The sequence below is a fragment of the Kaistella chaponensis genome, from assembly GCF_900156725.1.
Lineage (GTDB): Bacteria > Bacteroidota > Bacteroidia > Flavobacteriales > Weeksellaceae > Kaistella > Kaistella chaponensis.
In genome coordinates this window covers 257,355-272,974 of record NZ_FTOI01000001.1, presented here as the reverse complement: position 1 = coordinate 272,974, position 15,620 = coordinate 257,355, and the positions used below count along the sequence as shown (strand labels likewise).

Genomic DNA, 15,620 nt, shown 5'->3' with positions numbered 1-15,620 from the left:
TTCTATTTTTTTGAAAATTTGATTCTAGAATATCCTAAACCACTTCTTTGAATGGTTATTTTGAAATTATAGGGTGCTGCTTCAAAATGTTTTTTGATTTTTTTTGCAAAATAATCTGCTGACATTGCGCGACCATTCTCATCCATCACAGGAACTCTTACTTCTGTAAATTTAAGTTCCTGATCTGAGCTGCTTTCTAATCGGAAAGCTCCCCGAACTGCATTTACCGTAAACCAATCTTCAATTATTGTTGTTAGTTCATCCCCATTAAATTCGGTTTCGAAATTTTGATCAGATTTTTCCATCATGGAGAAATCATAAGATACTTTTAACCCATTGGTTTGTACCTCTTCAAAATACTGATCAAGCCGAGCGAAAAAATTATCCATGTTATTGTTTAATTCTTCCTCAATTAATCTTGCATAATCATTATCATAAGTAGAAATACCTCCCATTTTACTAATGCTTGCAACGGGTTCTTGGGAATAATTATCAATAGCATCCAATTTAAATTTCAGACTATTTTTGGGACCTTCTTTTACAAACCAATACGAAAGTTCTAATTTCACATCGGTATCTATTTGATTTTTAATAAAATCGGTATCTTCATTCGATTTTGATAGTTCACCAGAAGAATTGCTGAGTCCTGCTCTCACATTTCTGGATTCTTGTGTTTTTTTTCCGCCAGTATAAGATTTTATCAAAAATTTTCCATTAAATCGATCTTGAAAAAAGCTAGAAATTCTAGAGAGTAATAATTCCATATTGGGATTTTCTTGAAAAGCTCTTTTGTAGTCGCAATTGGATCCACCGCTTTCATCAGTGAGGACCAATTTATTATCATAGCACCAACTTTCTGAGGGTAAAAGCATGAAAGATGGCTTTCTTAAGGCTTGTTGTCCTTGCAAGGAAAAACAAATCAGACCCAAGATGAATAAGAATATTTTAGTTTTCATATAATACAGAGGTTTTAATTAAATGTTTCAGATCTTCATATTTTACAAGTACTTCAAAACCAAAAGGTTGATTTTGGGTGTACTTTAAATCTCTTTTTTGTTCCCAAGTCGCCAATTCTGTAGTTATGGTTGCATATTTTTCTAAAACATCTTTGTTTTCAAAAAAGTTTTGAACAAAATATTTAGTTTTGGGATCATTTTGTCGGTTGAGAAACAAAGGATCTTTTTTACAATCCGAACATCCGTTGGTAATTCCTTTTAACATGACATCGAGAAGCGTTTTCCGAAGTGCATTTTTCTTCACTTCTTCGTAATTTTTTCCGGTTGCCATTGTTTTTACCAGTAGAGTTCCGTTTTGATCATTTCTAACACCAGTTGTGGAATAAGTATAGTTTCCAAAATCGTAATTTGGGGTGTTTGCATTTTTGCAGTTCAGGATGAACAATGCAAATAAAACCAAGGTATATTGTATTTTCATTTTCTAAATTTTAGTAGCGATCTGCTATATTTTTTATAATTCCTGCGGCTTCCAAATCTTTTCGCAGCGCATCTTTTGCAATGGTTACAATCATTCCCAATTTGTATTCTTTGCCTACTTTCACAATATCGTTTGGATCTATATTTCCATCTGTAGAGAGGGTGACATATTTTTCAAATTTTCCTCCATCTTGAAAAAAAACATTAAAAAAATCTCTATTTTCTGTTTCTGCGGTAGGGTTTTTAACTAAAGGTTTTTGAGAGGCACATTTTCCATTACCGATGAATCCTTTAAAAAGAATTCCGTGTACTGCACTTTTTTTTGCTTCTTCTAAAGCTATTTTTCTGGTTTTTGCATAAGTAAAAACTTTCACAAGTGCTCCTCCTTCTTTGGCAATATCAACACATTGTATTTCATATCTCCAATTCATCGTATTTTCTTGAGCATGGCAAACAAAAGCTATTACTGTCGTAAGAAAAATGATTACTAATTTTTTCATCGTTTATCGTTTTAGATTGATTATTTAGTTTGCATTACTAACATTCCGGGAACAATTTCACCCTTCATGCTTTGCACTTTCAGAACAGTACAGTCTACATTTTTGTCTGAATTTTCCTCATCTGCACCGAATTCATTGTTCCATATCGGGTATTCTTTATCTACTTTCATTTTCCCAACCTGTACCAGTTCTAAAGCACCATTTTTTCCCTGCTGCATTTCAAAAACTCCAAATTTGGATTTTTCTGAAATTCCTTCTTTGCTTCCGGCTTTAATAGTGATAATTGGTTCTGCAGAATAGATGGGGATTTTTAGGGAAAACACCTCATATTCTTGTTGAAGATTGGATATGGATTTATCAAAAGATTTTATGGTGGCTCTTTCAATCAATTGCGCTTCTGATTTTTGGGAAAATGTGGATGATTGTATATCTGCTCCGGTGGAAGTTTCGCCAACATATTCTAGTTTAAAAAAATCTGCGGTGTCAAAAGCTGCTTTTTTTTCTGGAGTTATTTTTTCGTCATCATCCCAAAGTTCATTATAGAACCTGTGTTTTGTCTCCTCATCCCAAACCAATTTGAAAAGGTATGATTTGGTTCCTACCCAATATCCTTTTCCAACGGTAGTAATGGTTGATTTTGCCAATTCCATCCCTAATCCACCTTGCAAAAGTCCAGAATTTTGCAAAAAGCTGAGTCCTATATTCAGATTACTCGCAACGTTTGCTTTGTTGGTGTAATTAGAAGCCATCACGACTACAAATGTATTATTGATGAGGTCTTCCCCTTTATCTGAGATTCCACTTAATCCAGAAATGGTATTTTTTGCGATTTGTTTATCTAATTCCTGTGCATTGTACAAACCTCTTTTCATGACAAGATCAACATCAAAGCCTCCTTTCTCACTTCGGTTAAACCATTTTGCAACCAGATTTTTGGCAATTTGATTGGTTTGAAAATAATTCTCTAAATAATTAATCAAGTCATCGTTTTTTACAGCAGAAGGATTTGGGATAATTCTATTTTCTAGTTCATGAGCATTATATTTATCTGGTGCGAATTTGTCTAAGAAAGCTGATTTCACGATGCCATCTTGTTCTAATTTTCCATTATCTACGAAGAAAGTTGCCAAACTGCTCCGCATATAATTAAGGTTTACAGAATCTTTTTTTGCCGAGACATTTGAGCAAAAAACAATAATCATTAAAAAGGTGAGTTTTTTCATAGCAGTTTATTTTTAATTATTTGCCAAAATTAGGTCTCTAAAGAATCGGAGTCAATTACACAAAAGGGTAATATTTGAGCAAAAAAAACCTGAAAACGGAAATTTTCAGGTTTTCATGGGAATTAATTACAAGAATTTAGATTTGCAAATAAAATTTTAGATGCAACCCTTTTTCACTCGGTAAAATTTCAAATTTCCCGCAGGACTCCTCCATTCTATGGATGATGTTTTTAAAACCGTTTCCAGAATTTTGAGTGTTTTGTAAGCCAATTCCGTCATCTTTTATTTCTAGAATAAATTGCTTATCCATTTGTTCAAATTTTAAAGTGACCGAACTTGCTTTGCTGTGTTTGTAAATGTTATTAAGGGATTCCTTTATGCAAAGAAAAATATGCCATCTAATTTGGGAGGGAATAGGAACATCAATTGAAGATAGATTGTTTTCTATGAATAATTTGATCCTGGTTTTGCTAAAAAAATTTTCTGCATACGAAGAAATATATTGGACTAACCGTTGCAAAGTATCGTTGGTTTTGTTGAGATTCCAAAGCATTTCTCTCATGGAAAGATTCATATCTGCTGAAGTTTTTAAGAGATCATCTAAATCTTTTTGCAAATTTTTATCATGTTTTAGTTTTTCTTTTAGAAATTCGGTTTGTAGTTTCAGGGCAGAAATTCCGGCGCCCAAATCATCGTGCATATCGTGGGAAATACGCTCTCTTTCTAATTGTATCGATTGTTGTCGTTCTAATTCTTTTTGGAGAATTTCATTTTGATGTTCTGCTTGTTTTAGCTGTTTTTCTTTCAAAAAGTGGAATTGCTTTCGATTATAAAAATAGACCAACAAAACAATGAATCCCACAAAAACAATCATGATCATGACTGCAATAATGTAAGTGAGTTTTATTTCAAAGGGAAGTTTATTCATCTGCTTTCGAAAATAATAGACCTACTAAAAAAATCACATAAGAGAATATGGTGAAAGATTGATAAATCTGGGTGATTACCAAGAGAAATTCCTTGTCTTTGATATTAAAAAACTGCATCGGAATGATTCTGAAAATAAATGCAACCGCCCAAAGCAATAATGAAAAACTGATCCAAAAACCCATTTTTTGCTGAATTTTCCGGTCTGTTTTATTAAAATGGGTAAAAAACCACTGCAGTGAAAGCAGAATATAAAAAATACTTAAACTGATTCCTGCATTAATGTTATAATTTTCAAAATGATTTGATAAAAAAACAAAATAGAAACTTACTGCAAAACTAATTGCTGAAATAGCGATCAATAATTTTTTATTGACTTTCTTAAAGTAATAAAAAGAAAAATAGAAAATGTAAACCAAGATGGAGTAATTATAGATTTGGTCATTTACAGAATAGAAATTAACCAGAATCTCCACACAAATTATATAGAAGAAATACAACCACAGAAAGTTTTTTAGGAACATTGGTCTGAATGATCCTAAAAAACATAATAGCAGCAATATTAAATAGATGTTGAGCATCGATAAAATATTTATGGATGAGGAGTAAAGGTGTCGTAATTAGAATATTTTTTACCGTCATAAATTCTATTACCATTTGCATCTTCGAAGTGCATTACGAAAGTAACTCTCCCTTCATGTTTATCATTCCCCAATGCTGGAATTAAAACGATACTATTTGGGAAAACGCCTTTAAACTGATCAAAATTGGTAGCAAAGGGAATCGTGACATATTCAGTGTATCCTTTTGTTAAATTTGCCTGAATAATACCTTTCAAATCTGCATTAAAATCGGCGATACAATCCTGTTTAATTTGATCATCAATTTTGTAAAAAGATGTTTCGTCAATCATATAGTTGGCTGTACCATTTTTTATTAGTATGCAAAGATGCCCATTCTTGTTTTGCGCAAAATACACCTTTAATTCACTTTCATTTTGTAAAAAATCTGAAATAATCTTTGATTTAAATTTGAAAATCTTTGAAGTTAGTTTTCCATATGAAGAAAATGTCTCAGAATATTTTGCCTTTCCTACTTTTGCTTCTTCGTCTGTTATTACGCCTGGATCTAAGTTCCATTGATGGTTTAGCGTTTTATTTGTAAAAACAAATTCCATAGACTCTACTTTCAATATTCCAGAGGTGAAAAATATAATCTCATTCAAATCATTCTTATCGATAGTTTTAGCTTCAAAATTTTCTTGAATTAATTTTAGAATTTTCTCTAATTGTTCATTTTGTGTCTCCATAATTTTAGTTTTTCTATTTTTGGTTAAACTTGTTCACTGCTTCCACTTTATTATTGACTTGTAATTTCCTGTAAATATTACTGATGTGTTTTTTCACCGTTTCAATACTGATGCATTTTTTGTCGGCAATTTCTTTATATAATAGTCCTTTTGCCAGAAACTCTAAAATCTCCAACTCCGATTTTGTAAGCTGGTTTAAAACATCATCTTCTTTTTTTACTTTTTGAAAATGCTGTAAGACTCTTTTTGCAATTGAAAAACTCATCGGTGCACCGCCATTTTTTATTTCTCGTATAGCATTTAAGATTCTTTCCATACTTTCACCCTTTATCAAATAACCGGTTGCTCCGGCTTGCAAAGACAAAAATAATTTTTCGTCATCTTCAAAGCTTGTACACATGATAAAATGAGAATTCGGCATTTCTTCTTTTAAATCTTCAATAATGTTGATGCCCAACATATCCTGCAACTGTATATCCATCAAAACAACATCTGGCGACAAATTCTGAAGTTTTTTTCTCGCTTCTTTCCCATTAAAAAATTGGGCAGCACAAAACATATCTTCTTGAAAATTGATGATTTTTCTCAAAGTATTATTATAATTTTCGTCGTCTTCTACAATGGCTACAGAGATTTTCATTTCTAAATATTTATACAAACAAAGTTGCGAGAGGGTCTTCACAAAAACAATTACCATTTTGGGTGATATTGTAATTGATTATGAAATGCACTTGATTTTGCTTACCTCAAGATTAAATGCACTATTTTTTTAAAAAATTTAAATGATTTCTTTTATCATTATTTAATCTAATTTTTATCAAAATTCATAAATATACCCCAATGAAAGAGCAAATGAACCTGCTAATTTGGAAACGGTGATATTGGTTGGAGCAACACTATAATCTGTATTTAAATCATAAGCAGTGCTTTTTTTATCGATATAACCTGCCATATAAAGAGCATTGAGGGTAATCATATTTTTTCTACCATAACTCAAACCACCTCCTACTGCAACTCTTGGTCGTACATTTTTTGTAAGCGCCAAAGCAGGTCCTATCACAATATTTAATGCCAAATCCTTTAGATTTGTGGCGTTGTTTATCCAAGGTTTACAACCGAAATGCAATAAAGAAACAACTCCCGTTTCTCCTTTTGAATTATTTTCATTTACCAATCGATAATTGGTATTAGTGCCGGTTGTTATTGCTGTTGTGCTATATATTTCATCATTAAATCCGGCATAATAAAAAGACATACTCATACCGGTAAAGAATTTTTGCTTTTGGGTAAATTTTAAAACGGTACTATAACTTGGTAAATTACTATCAGTAGCTGCTGGAATTATTTGTATTTTTATTTGCGTTTCATTCCCATTGAGTTGCTGCGGAAGTGACACAAATCTTTCATTTGAATTATTATCTAAAAGAATAATAGATTTTAGTAAAGTTGTAACCTTTTCTGCATTAATAGTCTGATAAACCAAACCCACATCTGTAACGGTTTTCGTGTAAGCATCTGTAATATATTGATCTGCATCTTTTAATTTTGGGTTTTTTGCTATTATTTCTACTTTTCCGCTTTCTGTCCGAAATTGTAAATATTCAAATTTCTCTTTTTCTATTTCTGCTTTAAGATTTTTGATATTGTTTCGAATAGCAGTACTTTCATTTAAAATCTTGTCGATGGTAAATCCACTGTTTAATTGACTAAAGGTAGAATTTGTGCGATCTAGAACAGAATAACTTAACAGATGATTTTGTATTTTTAAGTTTAATTCATCTATTTCATCATTGTACTTGTTTATCTTGGAATAATATTTTTCCAATTCCATTTTTTCTTTTCTAATTCTTTTTTCGACAACTATTTCTAAATTATCATAAGTAATGTTATTTTTTATTTTTATATCTGTCCTAATTTTTGAACTATCTTCTCTTTTAGTCGATAATGAGTTCAAGTTTATTTTAGACAATAAATCGCCAATTCCCCCTAAATTGACGAGTTCAAACGTTGGGAATTTAACAGCAGATTTATAAATGGTATCTTTTTTATTGAGAACAACATTATAAAGATTCAAATTAACATGATCAATTTCTATTTTATATAACTCACCAAGTTTCAAATTTTCAATCTCATTTAATGAATCGATGGTTTTATCTTTAAAATCTACTTTGATAATTTTTTGTGCGAAAGTTGTTGTAAAAGTTGTTAACAGGAAAAAAGCAAATAGTAATTTTTTCATGGTTTTTTTAGTTTAGATAAATATAATAATAAAAACTGACACTTTAACTAACGATTTTAGGTCTTTTATTCGAATGTATTACCAATTAATAACAAAGAATGCTAAATTGTTTTTAATTCTATAAATTTAAAAGGAACAATTAATAACCACCATAACCCATTTTCGTCATATTGAATCACTCATAAATGACTTGCAATCTCACCTAAAGCTATTAATATTTTCTTCTATCAAATACCTTTTTATAAAAAAACCTATTTCCCTTATTGAAGAACCAATTCGTGTTTTAGAATATTTCAATGCCTCAAATCCTTTTTTACTACCAAACAATTTCTAAACGAATCCGATTTATTTTTTGGCCATTTTTTACATAAATTCGAACTTCCTCAATTTTATCGAGCAAATTTTAGAAGAAGATTAGTAAACGTTTTAACCAAAGATCTGTAAGGTTCCGATTGTATCAAACTCAAAATTGGTGTTAATGGGAATTCAGAGAAAAAAAAGCAGAGAAATGCACACTCAAAACTAAGAAGATCATTTAAGATATTCTTCTTCCAAATCAACTAACATTTGGAGGTGAAGTCCTTTTTCAGAAGGCAAAATACTGAATGACCCGTCTAAAGCAACCATTCTGGCTTCCATATTTTTCAGTCCATTTCCTTTAGCTTCCGCATTGATCAAACCTACTCCATCATCGATCACATCAATGAGTAAAATGTTTTCTAGTTGAGAATACTTAACTTCCACATTTTTGCATTTGCTGTGTCTGTACACATTGTTGAGCGCTTCTTTCAGGCATAAAAAAAGGCTTCTTCTGGTGTTTGCAGAAATTCGATCATGTCCGATCTGTGATTTGGAGATGTGAACTTCGATATTGGTTTTCGCAAAAAAACTTTTGGTATACTGAATAGTACGCTGCACTACATTTTCTAATTCATCATCACCTACTTTGAGATTCCACAGAATTTGGCGCATCGAAACATTTAGTTCGTCACAAGTTTGGAGCAATTCCTCAATATTTTGACTGATATTTAAGTCGGTTGTTTTTTGTTTGATAAATTGTGTTTGAAGTTTCAGCGCGGTGATTCCTGATCCCAAGTCATCATGTAAATCATGAGAGACGCGATCGTGCTCATTTTGCATTTTCTTTCGGTAATCTATTTCCTGCTGCAATAATTGAGTACGATGCTCCATTTCTTTCAACCTTTCCTCTTTGGTGAAAATCATTTGACGCCGATAATAAAGTACAATGATAAAAATTAAAAACACCACAATAACTACCATCAAGAGAATAGCAATAATTATGGAAAATTTAATTTCGATGGGTAGAACTTCCATTCAATTTAGAATTTACGGGTAATCGCAATAAGAAAAAAAACATATGTGATAAGTACTGAAACTTTAAAAATTTTATCTAAAATAATTAAAAAAGCATAGTCATTTGCTTCAAGCCAATACATCAGCGTAATTTTGAATAGAAAAATAATACTCCAAAATAGAAGTCCGGAACTCAACCAGAACGCCTGTTTCTTTAAAATAAAAATATCTTGTACGTTTGTAATCTGTTCGAAGAGCCAATAAAGCGCAAGAATAATGTAAAAGAAGGCGACTGCAACACCGAGACCAATAGCAAATGAATAATTTGAATTTACCATAAAAACAGAACCGATGACAGCAATAAATAAGCCCAAAGGACAGATAAAATACTTTTTGTTCTGCATTTCTTTTGCATAATAGTACGTAAAATACGCAATGTAGAAAAAGGAAGCGATACTGTAAATTCGATTCAATTCTAAGGTGACAATTAGCGGTAAGGTTTCGACTACCGCGACGATGAGAAAATATATAAAAATGTGATGCCGATCTGATTTTCTGCGCAAGAAAGAAATGATCAAACAGAGATAAATCATTATCAAATAGATCATTGGGATGTACTTAAAAAGCATAAATTTATAATTTCACAGGTGTATTTTTAAAAAGAGTTTCATTTAGAGCCTCATTCATCGTTATAATGATCTTCAATTGTTTTTATTGCTTTGTCGATAATCGTTTTAGATGATAAATGAGATCTTAATGCTTAAAATTAATACTATTTTTACTATTTGTAACAATATTTCGTAAAAAAACAGGATTAAAAAATTGTAGACCATCGTTTAATAATGCAGAAATCTATTCTTTAAAAATAACATACTACATCCTTGTTACTATAAAAATGATAGAGTTCTACTTTTGGCAAATTTTTTCCATAAATTTGTGGCCTACAAGAACTACTATGGAAGAACTAAAAAAATCCCTCAATTTTATTGAGCATATAATAGAAGAAGATATCGCGGCAGGTTTCCCGAAAGAAAAATTGCGTTTTCGTTTTCCGCCAGAACCTAATGGTTATTTACACATTGGTCACACCAAAGCGATCTGCATTAATTTTGGTTTTGGTGAAAAATATGGAGCACCCGTAAATTTACGTTTTGATGACACCAATCCTGCTAAAGAAGAGCAAGAATTCGTAGATTCCATCAAAGCAGATATCGATTGGTTAGGATTTAAATATGATCAGGAATTATATACTTCCGACTATTTTGATCAATTATACGATTGGGCAGTTCAAATGGTTAAAGATGGAATAGCTTATGTAGACGAACAACCTTCAGAAAAAATCACCGAACAAAGAAAAAATCCTTTTGAAGAAGGGGTAGATTCTCCCTATAGAAACAGACCGACCGAGGAAAGTTTAGCCCTTTTTGAAAAAATGAAAAATGGGGAATTCGAAGAAGGTTCCATGTCGCTTCGGGCAAAAATTGATATGAAATCTCCGAACATGAATATGCGTGATCCGGTGATGTACAGAATTTTGAAAAAACCTCATCACAGAACGGGTGAAAAATGGAAAATTTATCCGATGTACGATTGGGCACATGGAGAATCCGATTATATCGAACAGATTTCTCACTCCTTATGTTCCTTGGAATTTGAGAATCACAGACCACTTTATGATTGGTATTTGGATCAGGTTTATGAGGAAAATACGGTGAGAAACAAACAGCGGGAATTTGCAAGAATGAACGTTTCTTACATGATCACTTCTAAAAGAAAATTACAAAGGTTAGTTGCCGAAAAAGCAGTTTCAGGTTGGGATGATCCCAGAATGCCTACAATTTCCGGGATGCGGAGATTAGGTTTTACGCCGGCTTCCATCATTAATTTTATCGAACGCGTTGGTGTTGCAAAAAGAGAAAATTTAATTGATATACAGTTGCTGGAATTTTTCGTTCGCGAAGATCTAAATAAAGTCGCAACCAGAGTAATGACCGTTATTGATCCTGTGAAACTCGTGATTACCAATTATCCAGAAAATGAAGAAGAATGGCTGGAAACTGAAAATAATCCGGAAGATGAAAATGCAGGAACAAGAACAGTTCCTTTCAGCAAAGAAATTTATATCGAAAGAGAAGATTTCAAAGAAGAAGGAAATAAGAAGTTTTTCCGCTTAAAATTAGGCGGAGAAGTTCGTTTGAAATCCGCTTACATCATTAAAGCTGAAAGCGTAGATAAAGACGAAAACGGAGAAATTACCACCATTTATGCTACTTATGACGAAAAAAGCAAATCCGGAAGTGGATCCGAGGAAAGCTTAAGAAAAGTAAAAGGTACGTTACATTGGGTTTCCGCACAACATGCCATTCCCGTGGAAGTTAGAATTTATGACCGTTTATTTACGACGCCGCAACCGGATGCAGAGAAAGAAACCGACTTCATGGAATTCATCAATCCAGAGAGTTTAAAAACAGTTCAGGGATTTGCAGAACCCGGATTGCAAAATGCAGAAATTGGGCATCCTTATCAATTCCAAAGAATTGGCTATTTCACCAAAGATCGGGATTCATCGGACGACAAAATTGTTTTTAACAGAACAGTAACATTAAAAGATTCCTTTAAATTGGAATAACCTATTTTTAGTCAACAAAAAAGCTCCGGAGTTTTCCCGGAGTTTTTTTTTGCTACAAATGCAACCTGGTCTTGAAATTTAATTCCTCTTCAAATAAACATTGAAAACATTCACAAAAAAAACCGCCTCAAAAATGAGGCGGCAATCAATATTTCTATTAAATATTAGTTTTTAACCGCTTTGAAAGATTTCACTGTTCCATCTTCCATTTGAAGTGTTACAATGTAAAGACCAGTTTTCAAGGCTGATAAATCTAGTTCAGTAGAAGGAGCCATGTTTTTCACTTGTCTTCCTGAAACATCACTTACAACCACTGATTTTACTCCTTTCACATCAGATATTTTCAACACATTCTGGAATGGATTAGGATATATTGATAATCCTTCTTTTGTACCGTTAGATACTGCCAAAACCTTTTCTTTGTAATCAATTGCATAATCTTCAACCTGACCATTAGTCATGTCTGTACACGCTGTAGTAAGCGTACCGTTAATTGTAGTTCCAGAGAAATTGTATTTCACTCTCACTCTTTTCACTCCAAAAGCAGTTCCAGCTGGAATTGCTAAAGTACCAGTCAAAGTAACTTTGTTTGCAGCACTAACAGTAGTCGATCTCTTGATGCTTGCTGTAGTGTTAAAATAAGATTCTCCTGCATCTAAGAAATCACCATCATTATTCCAGTCAACAAAAATTGAAGTTGCCCAACCATTTCCTGTAATTCCAATACCCGTTAAACTAAAAGGAATTGTAGTTAAATCGCTCAATACAGTAATATTTGAACTTAAAAAAGTTTCATTTACTGCAAAAGCTCCTACACTGGTTGCTGCAGCATCCGTATCATTTGTAATTGTATTAAGAGTAAATAATGTAATCGGCGCAAGTTGCGTAGGTGTGGAAGAAATGTGCGGACCACAATACGGCGCATAAGCATTTGCACCGGTAGTAAATGTTGTTTCTGTACAACCTGTCGCATCACCAACAGCATTATAAGCAACAACTTTAGCATAATATTTTGTATTTGCTGCCAAAACTGCACTTGAAAGCGGAAGATCATATTTTAAAGCATTGACAGGTACTGCATTTAAAACATCTGTTCCACCAGAAGTTGTTCCTACACTTAATTTATACCCTAGTTCAGCTCCTGTCGCTGCGTTCCACGCAAAACCTGGTCTTACTGTTGTACCAGTAGCTGCGTCTGCAGGAGCAGAAAGAACAGTACAAGAAGGTACAGTTGTTGGAGCACTATCATTCACTACATCATCAAAATACAAGTAAAACTGATCCGTATCAACCGCATGTAAACCTACATAAACCGTAGTTCCAATATAAGGAGTTAAATCAATTACTTCTTTCTTCCAAGTATTTGGCGCTTTCGTAGTTCCTTTTAAGGTAACTGTAAAATCAGCAGGTACTGTAGGTGCGACAGGTCCTGTAGACAACATTACATTATAGTTTTCTAAAAAAGAAGCGCTATAACTTGCTACCCAAAAGGAAAGTCGGTCATTTACTCCTGCCGTAACCGTTATTGCAGGTGTTACCAAAAAATCGTTATGCGCAGCAGTATCAAATTTAATGCTTGCAACGTTTGCTCCACTGTGAGCTCCTGGTACACCTGCACTTACTGCAGGTGGAACCCCAAAAATAAATCCGTTCCCACCGTCATTTATTACAGACCATCCTGCAGGAGCAGTGGTTCCTGCATCAAAATTTTGTGAAAATTGCGCATTCGCAAAAATCCCCAGTGCTAAAGTGCACGTTAGTATAAGTTTTTTCATGAAAAAATGTTTGTATTAATCGTTGCCAAAACTAATAAATATAATTCAATTAAATGAATTTATCCCTACACTATTTCCAATAATATTACCTGTCTTTTTTTAATAATTTAATTTAAAAATTTCTAATTAATGGCCAGTATAAAAGTTTTTGAAAAAATAGTTTGATTATTTTTTTATAATTAACTTCGCATCAAATTTTTAATAAAAAATGAACAAGTTACTGTCTCTTTTTCTGATAGGGTTTTCTACGCTCTTATTTTCCCAGGATGGAATCAACTTTCAACAAATAACCTTTAAAGAAATTCTTGCCAAAGCAAAAGCTGAAAAAAAACTCATTTTTATCGATGCATTTGCGGTTTGGTGTGGCCCTTGTAAATTGATGGAAAAAAACATTTTCCCTCTACCATCGGTTAAAGAATATTATAACGCCAATTTTATCAATGCAAGATTTGATATGGAAAAAGGCGAAGGCCGCGAATTAGCCCTCAAATACGGGATTCGTTCCTATCCTACTTTTCTTTTCCTAAATGGAGACGGAGAAGTGGTAACGAAAAACTATGGTTATATGAGCGAGAAAGATTTTTTAACCATCGCGAAAGAAGCTAACAATCCTAAATTTGCAACTTTTTCTAATAAAGAGCTTTTTGAAAAAGGAGAAAAAGATCCAGAATTTTTATTGAATATGATGAGACTATACGCTGAAAGTGATTATGATTTGGCTAAAAAAGTTTCCGAACGATTTTTTGAAGTTAAAAAAAATGACCCTCTTACTAAGGATGAATTAGGAATGTTGCTTTATTTTCTAAAATCTCCAAACGATGCTAATTACAAAATTTTTGTAAATAAAAAAGCAGAAATAATCAGTTTAATGTCGGAGGATATTTATAAACAGTTTGATGCCAATATCAAAATTTCGAAGATTCTAGAAAATTCTTTGGACCAAAAAACAGGAATTATAAATGATGAGTATTTCTATAAAAATGCGACACCACTCATTGGCAAAGCCGACGCAGAAACTGCTTTGAACAGAATGAAAGTCATGTTCTATCCTAGTGTTTCTAATTATGAAGGCTACGAAAAAGCAGCTTTAGAATATTACAAAAATTCCGATAATTTCGATACCGAAGAATTAATCAAAGCCGCCTGGATTTTCAGTGAGCATATTTCTAATCCGATGGCTCTTAGAAAAGCCGAAGAATGGGCTGAAAAATCAGTCATGAAAAGCGAAAATGCCGAAAACACTTATATTCTTGCAAAACTATATTTTAAATCTGGGAATAAAGAAAATGCAAAAATGTATGCCGAAATTGCGAAGAATCTTGCTACAACTCAAGGAAAAGATGCAACGATGGCCACCAAACTTTTAGAAACATTAAAATAACAATTCTATTTTGAAAAAATTAATTTTGGCCTTATCGATTTCCCTTGCCTCTTTTGCAAGCGGTCAAATTCAGGATACTATTGCGATCGCTCCGAAAAAATTATATATCAAAGCAAATGCACTCTTTCTTCCTGTTGGAATCCTGAATGCAGGACTAGAATATCAACTCAATAAAAAAATGACTATTCAAGGCGATGTATTTATTTCTCCCTGGAAATCATTTGCCGGAAAGTATGCGCAAGTCTATATGATCGGTCTCGACGGAAGATATTATTTTGATGAAGCTTTCAAACACTTTTATGTGGGCGCAAATATTTCTGCAGCTCGGTACATTATTCAAAAATGGAATTATTGGAGTGATGGCCCTTATAAATATACTCCAGATTCGCCAACCTACATCACTTCAGATCTATACCAGAATGGATATTCTTTTATACTGGGCGCAACAGTGGGTTATCAATTCAAACTTTCTGAAAATTGGAACATGGATCTGTTTGCAAGTGCTGGAACCATGCAAAGTTATTACAAAGGATATCATAAAACTCTCGGCGTGCGCTATGATGATGATGGCCGAAACTGGGATCAAAGCGGCGAGTTTTTGCCTTATAGAGGAGGAATCATGATTTCATATAAATTAAGATAATGAATATAAAAAGTACTAAATATGCAGTAATTGCAGTTCTCACTTTCATCATTTTATTCCTGTTTAATTATATCGGAAACACTGAACCCGACAAAATGGAACGGGCTTTAATGACGGCGGTTGCAGGAGTTGTCGGTTTAACAATCGGAATGTGGTTTGTATATAGAAACTCAAAAGATGATACCCACCACGATTTCGACTGATAAAATGTACTTTTCAACATCAAACAGATTTCATTGGAGTCTGT

Annotated in this window: 16 protein-coding genes; 4 read left to right on the top strand and 12 right to left on the bottom strand. The window is 32.9% G+C overall.

The genetic code is table 11. The annotated features are described in order from the left end of the window. Window positions 1-2: 2 nt before the first annotated feature. From BW932_RS01225 to BW932_RS01175, 11 genes are all read right to left on the bottom strand, one after another. Window positions 3-956: a DUF6175 family protein gene (locus BW932_RS01225; RefSeq protein ID WP_076384554.1), complete on the bottom strand. Its 954-nt coding sequence runs from the start codon at window positions 954-956 to the stop codon at window positions 3-5. Then, window positions 946-1,434, bottom strand: coding sequence for a hypothetical protein (locus BW932_RS01220; RefSeq protein ID WP_076384552.1), 489 nt, complete (start codon window positions 1,432-1,434; stop codon window positions 946-948). Before BW932_RS01220 ends, BW932_RS01225 begins: the two co-directional genes overlap by 11 nt. Before the next feature lie 10 nt (window positions 1,435-1,444). Further along, window positions 1,445-1,933, bottom strand: coding sequence for a hypothetical protein (locus tag BW932_RS01215; RefSeq protein WP_076384550.1), 489 nt, complete (start codon window positions 1,931-1,933; stop codon window positions 1,445-1,447). A 20-nt stretch (window positions 1,934-1,953) separates the two neighbouring features. Continuing rightward, window positions 1,954-3,156 (bottom strand): GNAT family protein, encoded by a 1,203-nt coding sequence (locus tag BW932_RS01210; RefSeq protein ID WP_076384548.1) that lies wholly within the window; start codon window positions 3,154-3,156, stop codon window positions 1,954-1,956. Window positions 3,157-3,292: 136 nt separating this feature from the next. Next, entirely contained in the window at window positions 3,293-4,084 is a 792-nt protein-coding gene (locus BW932_RS01205; protein WP_076384546.1) for a sensor histidine kinase, read from the bottom strand. Further along, complete coding sequence (locus tag BW932_RS01200; protein WP_143745478.1) at window positions 4,077-4,607, bottom strand: hypothetical protein; 531 nt, start codon at window positions 4,605-4,607, stop codon at window positions 4,077-4,079. The genes BW932_RS01205 and BW932_RS01200 overlap by 8 nt, the downstream gene beginning before the upstream one ends. 68 nt (window positions 4,608-4,675) lie before the next feature. Further along, a complete protein-coding gene (locus BW932_RS01195) occupies window positions 4,676-5,392 on the bottom strand; it encodes a hypothetical protein (protein ID WP_076384542.1) in 717 nt (238 codons plus the stop codon). 13 nt (window positions 5,393-5,405) lie between these two features. Beyond that, the gene (locus tag BW932_RS01190) at window positions 5,406-6,032 is read right to left on the bottom strand and encodes a response regulator (RefSeq protein WP_076384540.1); all 627 of its coding nucleotides are present in this window, start codon (window positions 6,030-6,032) and stop codon (window positions 5,406-5,408) included. A 177-nt stretch (window positions 6,033-6,209) separates the two neighbouring features. Beyond that, complete coding sequence (locus tag BW932_RS01185; RefSeq protein WP_076384538.1) at window positions 6,210-7,631, bottom strand: hypothetical protein; 1,422 nt, start codon at window positions 7,629-7,631, stop codon at window positions 6,210-6,212. 531 nt (window positions 7,632-8,162) lie between these two features. Continuing rightward, on the bottom strand, window positions 8,163-8,966 hold the full coding sequence (locus tag BW932_RS01180; protein WP_076384536.1) for a sensor histidine kinase: 804 nt from the start codon (window positions 8,964-8,966) through the stop codon (window positions 8,163-8,165). 5 nt (window positions 8,967-8,971) lie between these two features. Then, complete coding sequence (locus BW932_RS01175) at window positions 8,972-9,538, bottom strand: hypothetical protein (protein ID WP_076384534.1); 567 nt, start codon at window positions 9,536-9,538, stop codon at window positions 8,972-8,974. A gap of 362 nt (window positions 9,539-9,900) precedes the next feature. Here BW932_RS01175 and BW932_RS01170 point away from each other — a divergent pair, with 362 nt between their 5' ends. Continuing rightward, window positions 9,901-11,574: a glutamine--tRNA ligase/YqeY domain fusion protein gene (locus BW932_RS01170; protein ID WP_076384532.1), complete on the top strand. Its 1,674-nt coding sequence runs from the start codon at window positions 9,901-9,903 to the stop codon at window positions 11,572-11,574. A 164-nt stretch (window positions 11,575-11,738) separates the two neighbouring features. On the opposite strand, the gene BW932_RS01165 is transcribed toward BW932_RS01170, so the two are convergent. Then, entirely contained in the window at window positions 11,739-13,349 is a 1,611-nt protein-coding gene (locus BW932_RS01165) for a T9SS-dependent choice-of-anchor J family protein (RefSeq protein ID WP_076384530.1), read from the bottom strand. A gap of 208 nt (window positions 13,350-13,557) precedes the next feature. Here BW932_RS01165 and BW932_RS01160 point away from each other — a divergent pair, with 208 nt between their 5' ends. From BW932_RS01160 to BW932_RS01150, 3 genes are read left to right on the top strand one after another with little or no spacing between them, the layout of a single operon-like run. Beyond that, the gene (locus BW932_RS01160; RefSeq protein ID WP_076384528.1) at window positions 13,558-14,730 is read left to right on the top strand and encodes a thioredoxin fold domain-containing protein; all 1,173 of its coding nucleotides are present in this window, start codon (window positions 13,558-13,560) and stop codon (window positions 14,728-14,730) included. A gap of 10 nt (window positions 14,731-14,740) precedes the next feature. Further along, window positions 14,741-15,373, top strand: coding sequence for a DUF3575 domain-containing protein (locus BW932_RS01155; protein WP_084566407.1), 633 nt, complete (start codon window positions 14,741-14,743; stop codon window positions 15,371-15,373). Then, window positions 15,373-15,576, top strand: a complete 204-nt coding sequence (locus tag BW932_RS01150; protein ID WP_076384524.1) for a hypothetical protein — start codon at window positions 15,373-15,375, stop codon at window positions 15,574-15,576. The genes BW932_RS01155 and BW932_RS01150 overlap by 1 nt, the downstream gene beginning before the upstream one ends. Window positions 15,577-15,620 lie beyond the last annotated feature (44 nt).

What these genes read in the sequence shown, in the direction of transcription:
- BW932_RS01180 (WP_076384536.1), bottom strand. Translation starts at nt 8,966, where the DNA reads ATGGAAGTTCTACCCATCGAAATTAAATTTTCCATAATTATTGCTATT.
- BW932_RS01160 (WP_076384528.1), top strand. Translation starts at nt 13,558, where the DNA reads ATGAACAAGTTACTGTCTCTTTTTCTGATAGGGTTTTCTACGCTCTTA.
- BW932_RS01200 (WP_143745478.1), bottom strand. Translation starts at nt 4,607, where the DNA reads ATGTTCCTAAAAAACTTTCTGTGGTTGTATTTCTTCTATATAATTTGT.
- BW932_RS01205 (WP_076384546.1), bottom strand. Translation starts at nt 4,084, where the DNA reads ATGAATAAACTTCCCTTTGAAATAAAACTCACTTACATTATTGCAGTC.
- BW932_RS01220 (WP_076384552.1), bottom strand. Translation starts at nt 1,434, where the DNA reads ATGAAAATACAATATACCTTGGTTTTATTTGCATTGTTCATCCTGAAC.
- BW932_RS01165 (WP_076384530.1), bottom strand. Translation starts at nt 13,349, where the DNA reads ATGAAAAAACTTATACTAACGTGCACTTTAGCACTGGGGATTTTTGCG.
- BW932_RS01190 (WP_076384540.1), bottom strand. Translation starts at nt 6,032, where the DNA reads ATGAAAATCTCTGTAGCCATTGTAGAAGACGACGAAAATTATAATAAT.
- BW932_RS01175 (WP_076384534.1), bottom strand. Translation starts at nt 9,538, where the DNA reads ATGATTTATCTCTGTTTGATCATTTCTTTCTTGCGCAGAAAATCAGAT.
- BW932_RS01195 (WP_076384542.1), bottom strand. Translation starts at nt 5,392, where the DNA reads ATGGAGACACAAAATGAACAATTAGAGAAAATTCTAAAATTAATTCAA.
- BW932_RS01210 (WP_076384548.1), bottom strand. Translation starts at nt 3,156, where the DNA reads ATGAAAAAACTCACCTTTTTAATGATTATTGTTTTTTGCTCAAATGTC.
- BW932_RS01170 (WP_076384532.1), top strand. Translation starts at nt 9,901, where the DNA reads ATGGAAGAACTAAAAAAATCCCTCAATTTTATTGAGCATATAATAGAA.
- BW932_RS01215 (WP_076384550.1), bottom strand. Translation starts at nt 1,933, where the DNA reads ATGAAAAAATTAGTAATCATTTTTCTTACGACAGTAATAGCTTTTGTT.
- BW932_RS01225 (WP_076384554.1), bottom strand. Translation starts at nt 956, where the DNA reads ATGAAAACTAAAATATTCTTATTCATCTTGGGTCTGATTTGTTTTTCC.
- BW932_RS01185 (WP_076384538.1), bottom strand. Translation starts at nt 7,631, where the DNA reads ATGAAAAAATTACTATTTGCTTTTTTCCTGTTAACAACTTTTACAACA.
- BW932_RS01150 (WP_076384524.1), top strand. Translation starts at nt 15,373, where the DNA reads ATGAATATAAAAAGTACTAAATATGCAGTAATTGCAGTTCTCACTTTC.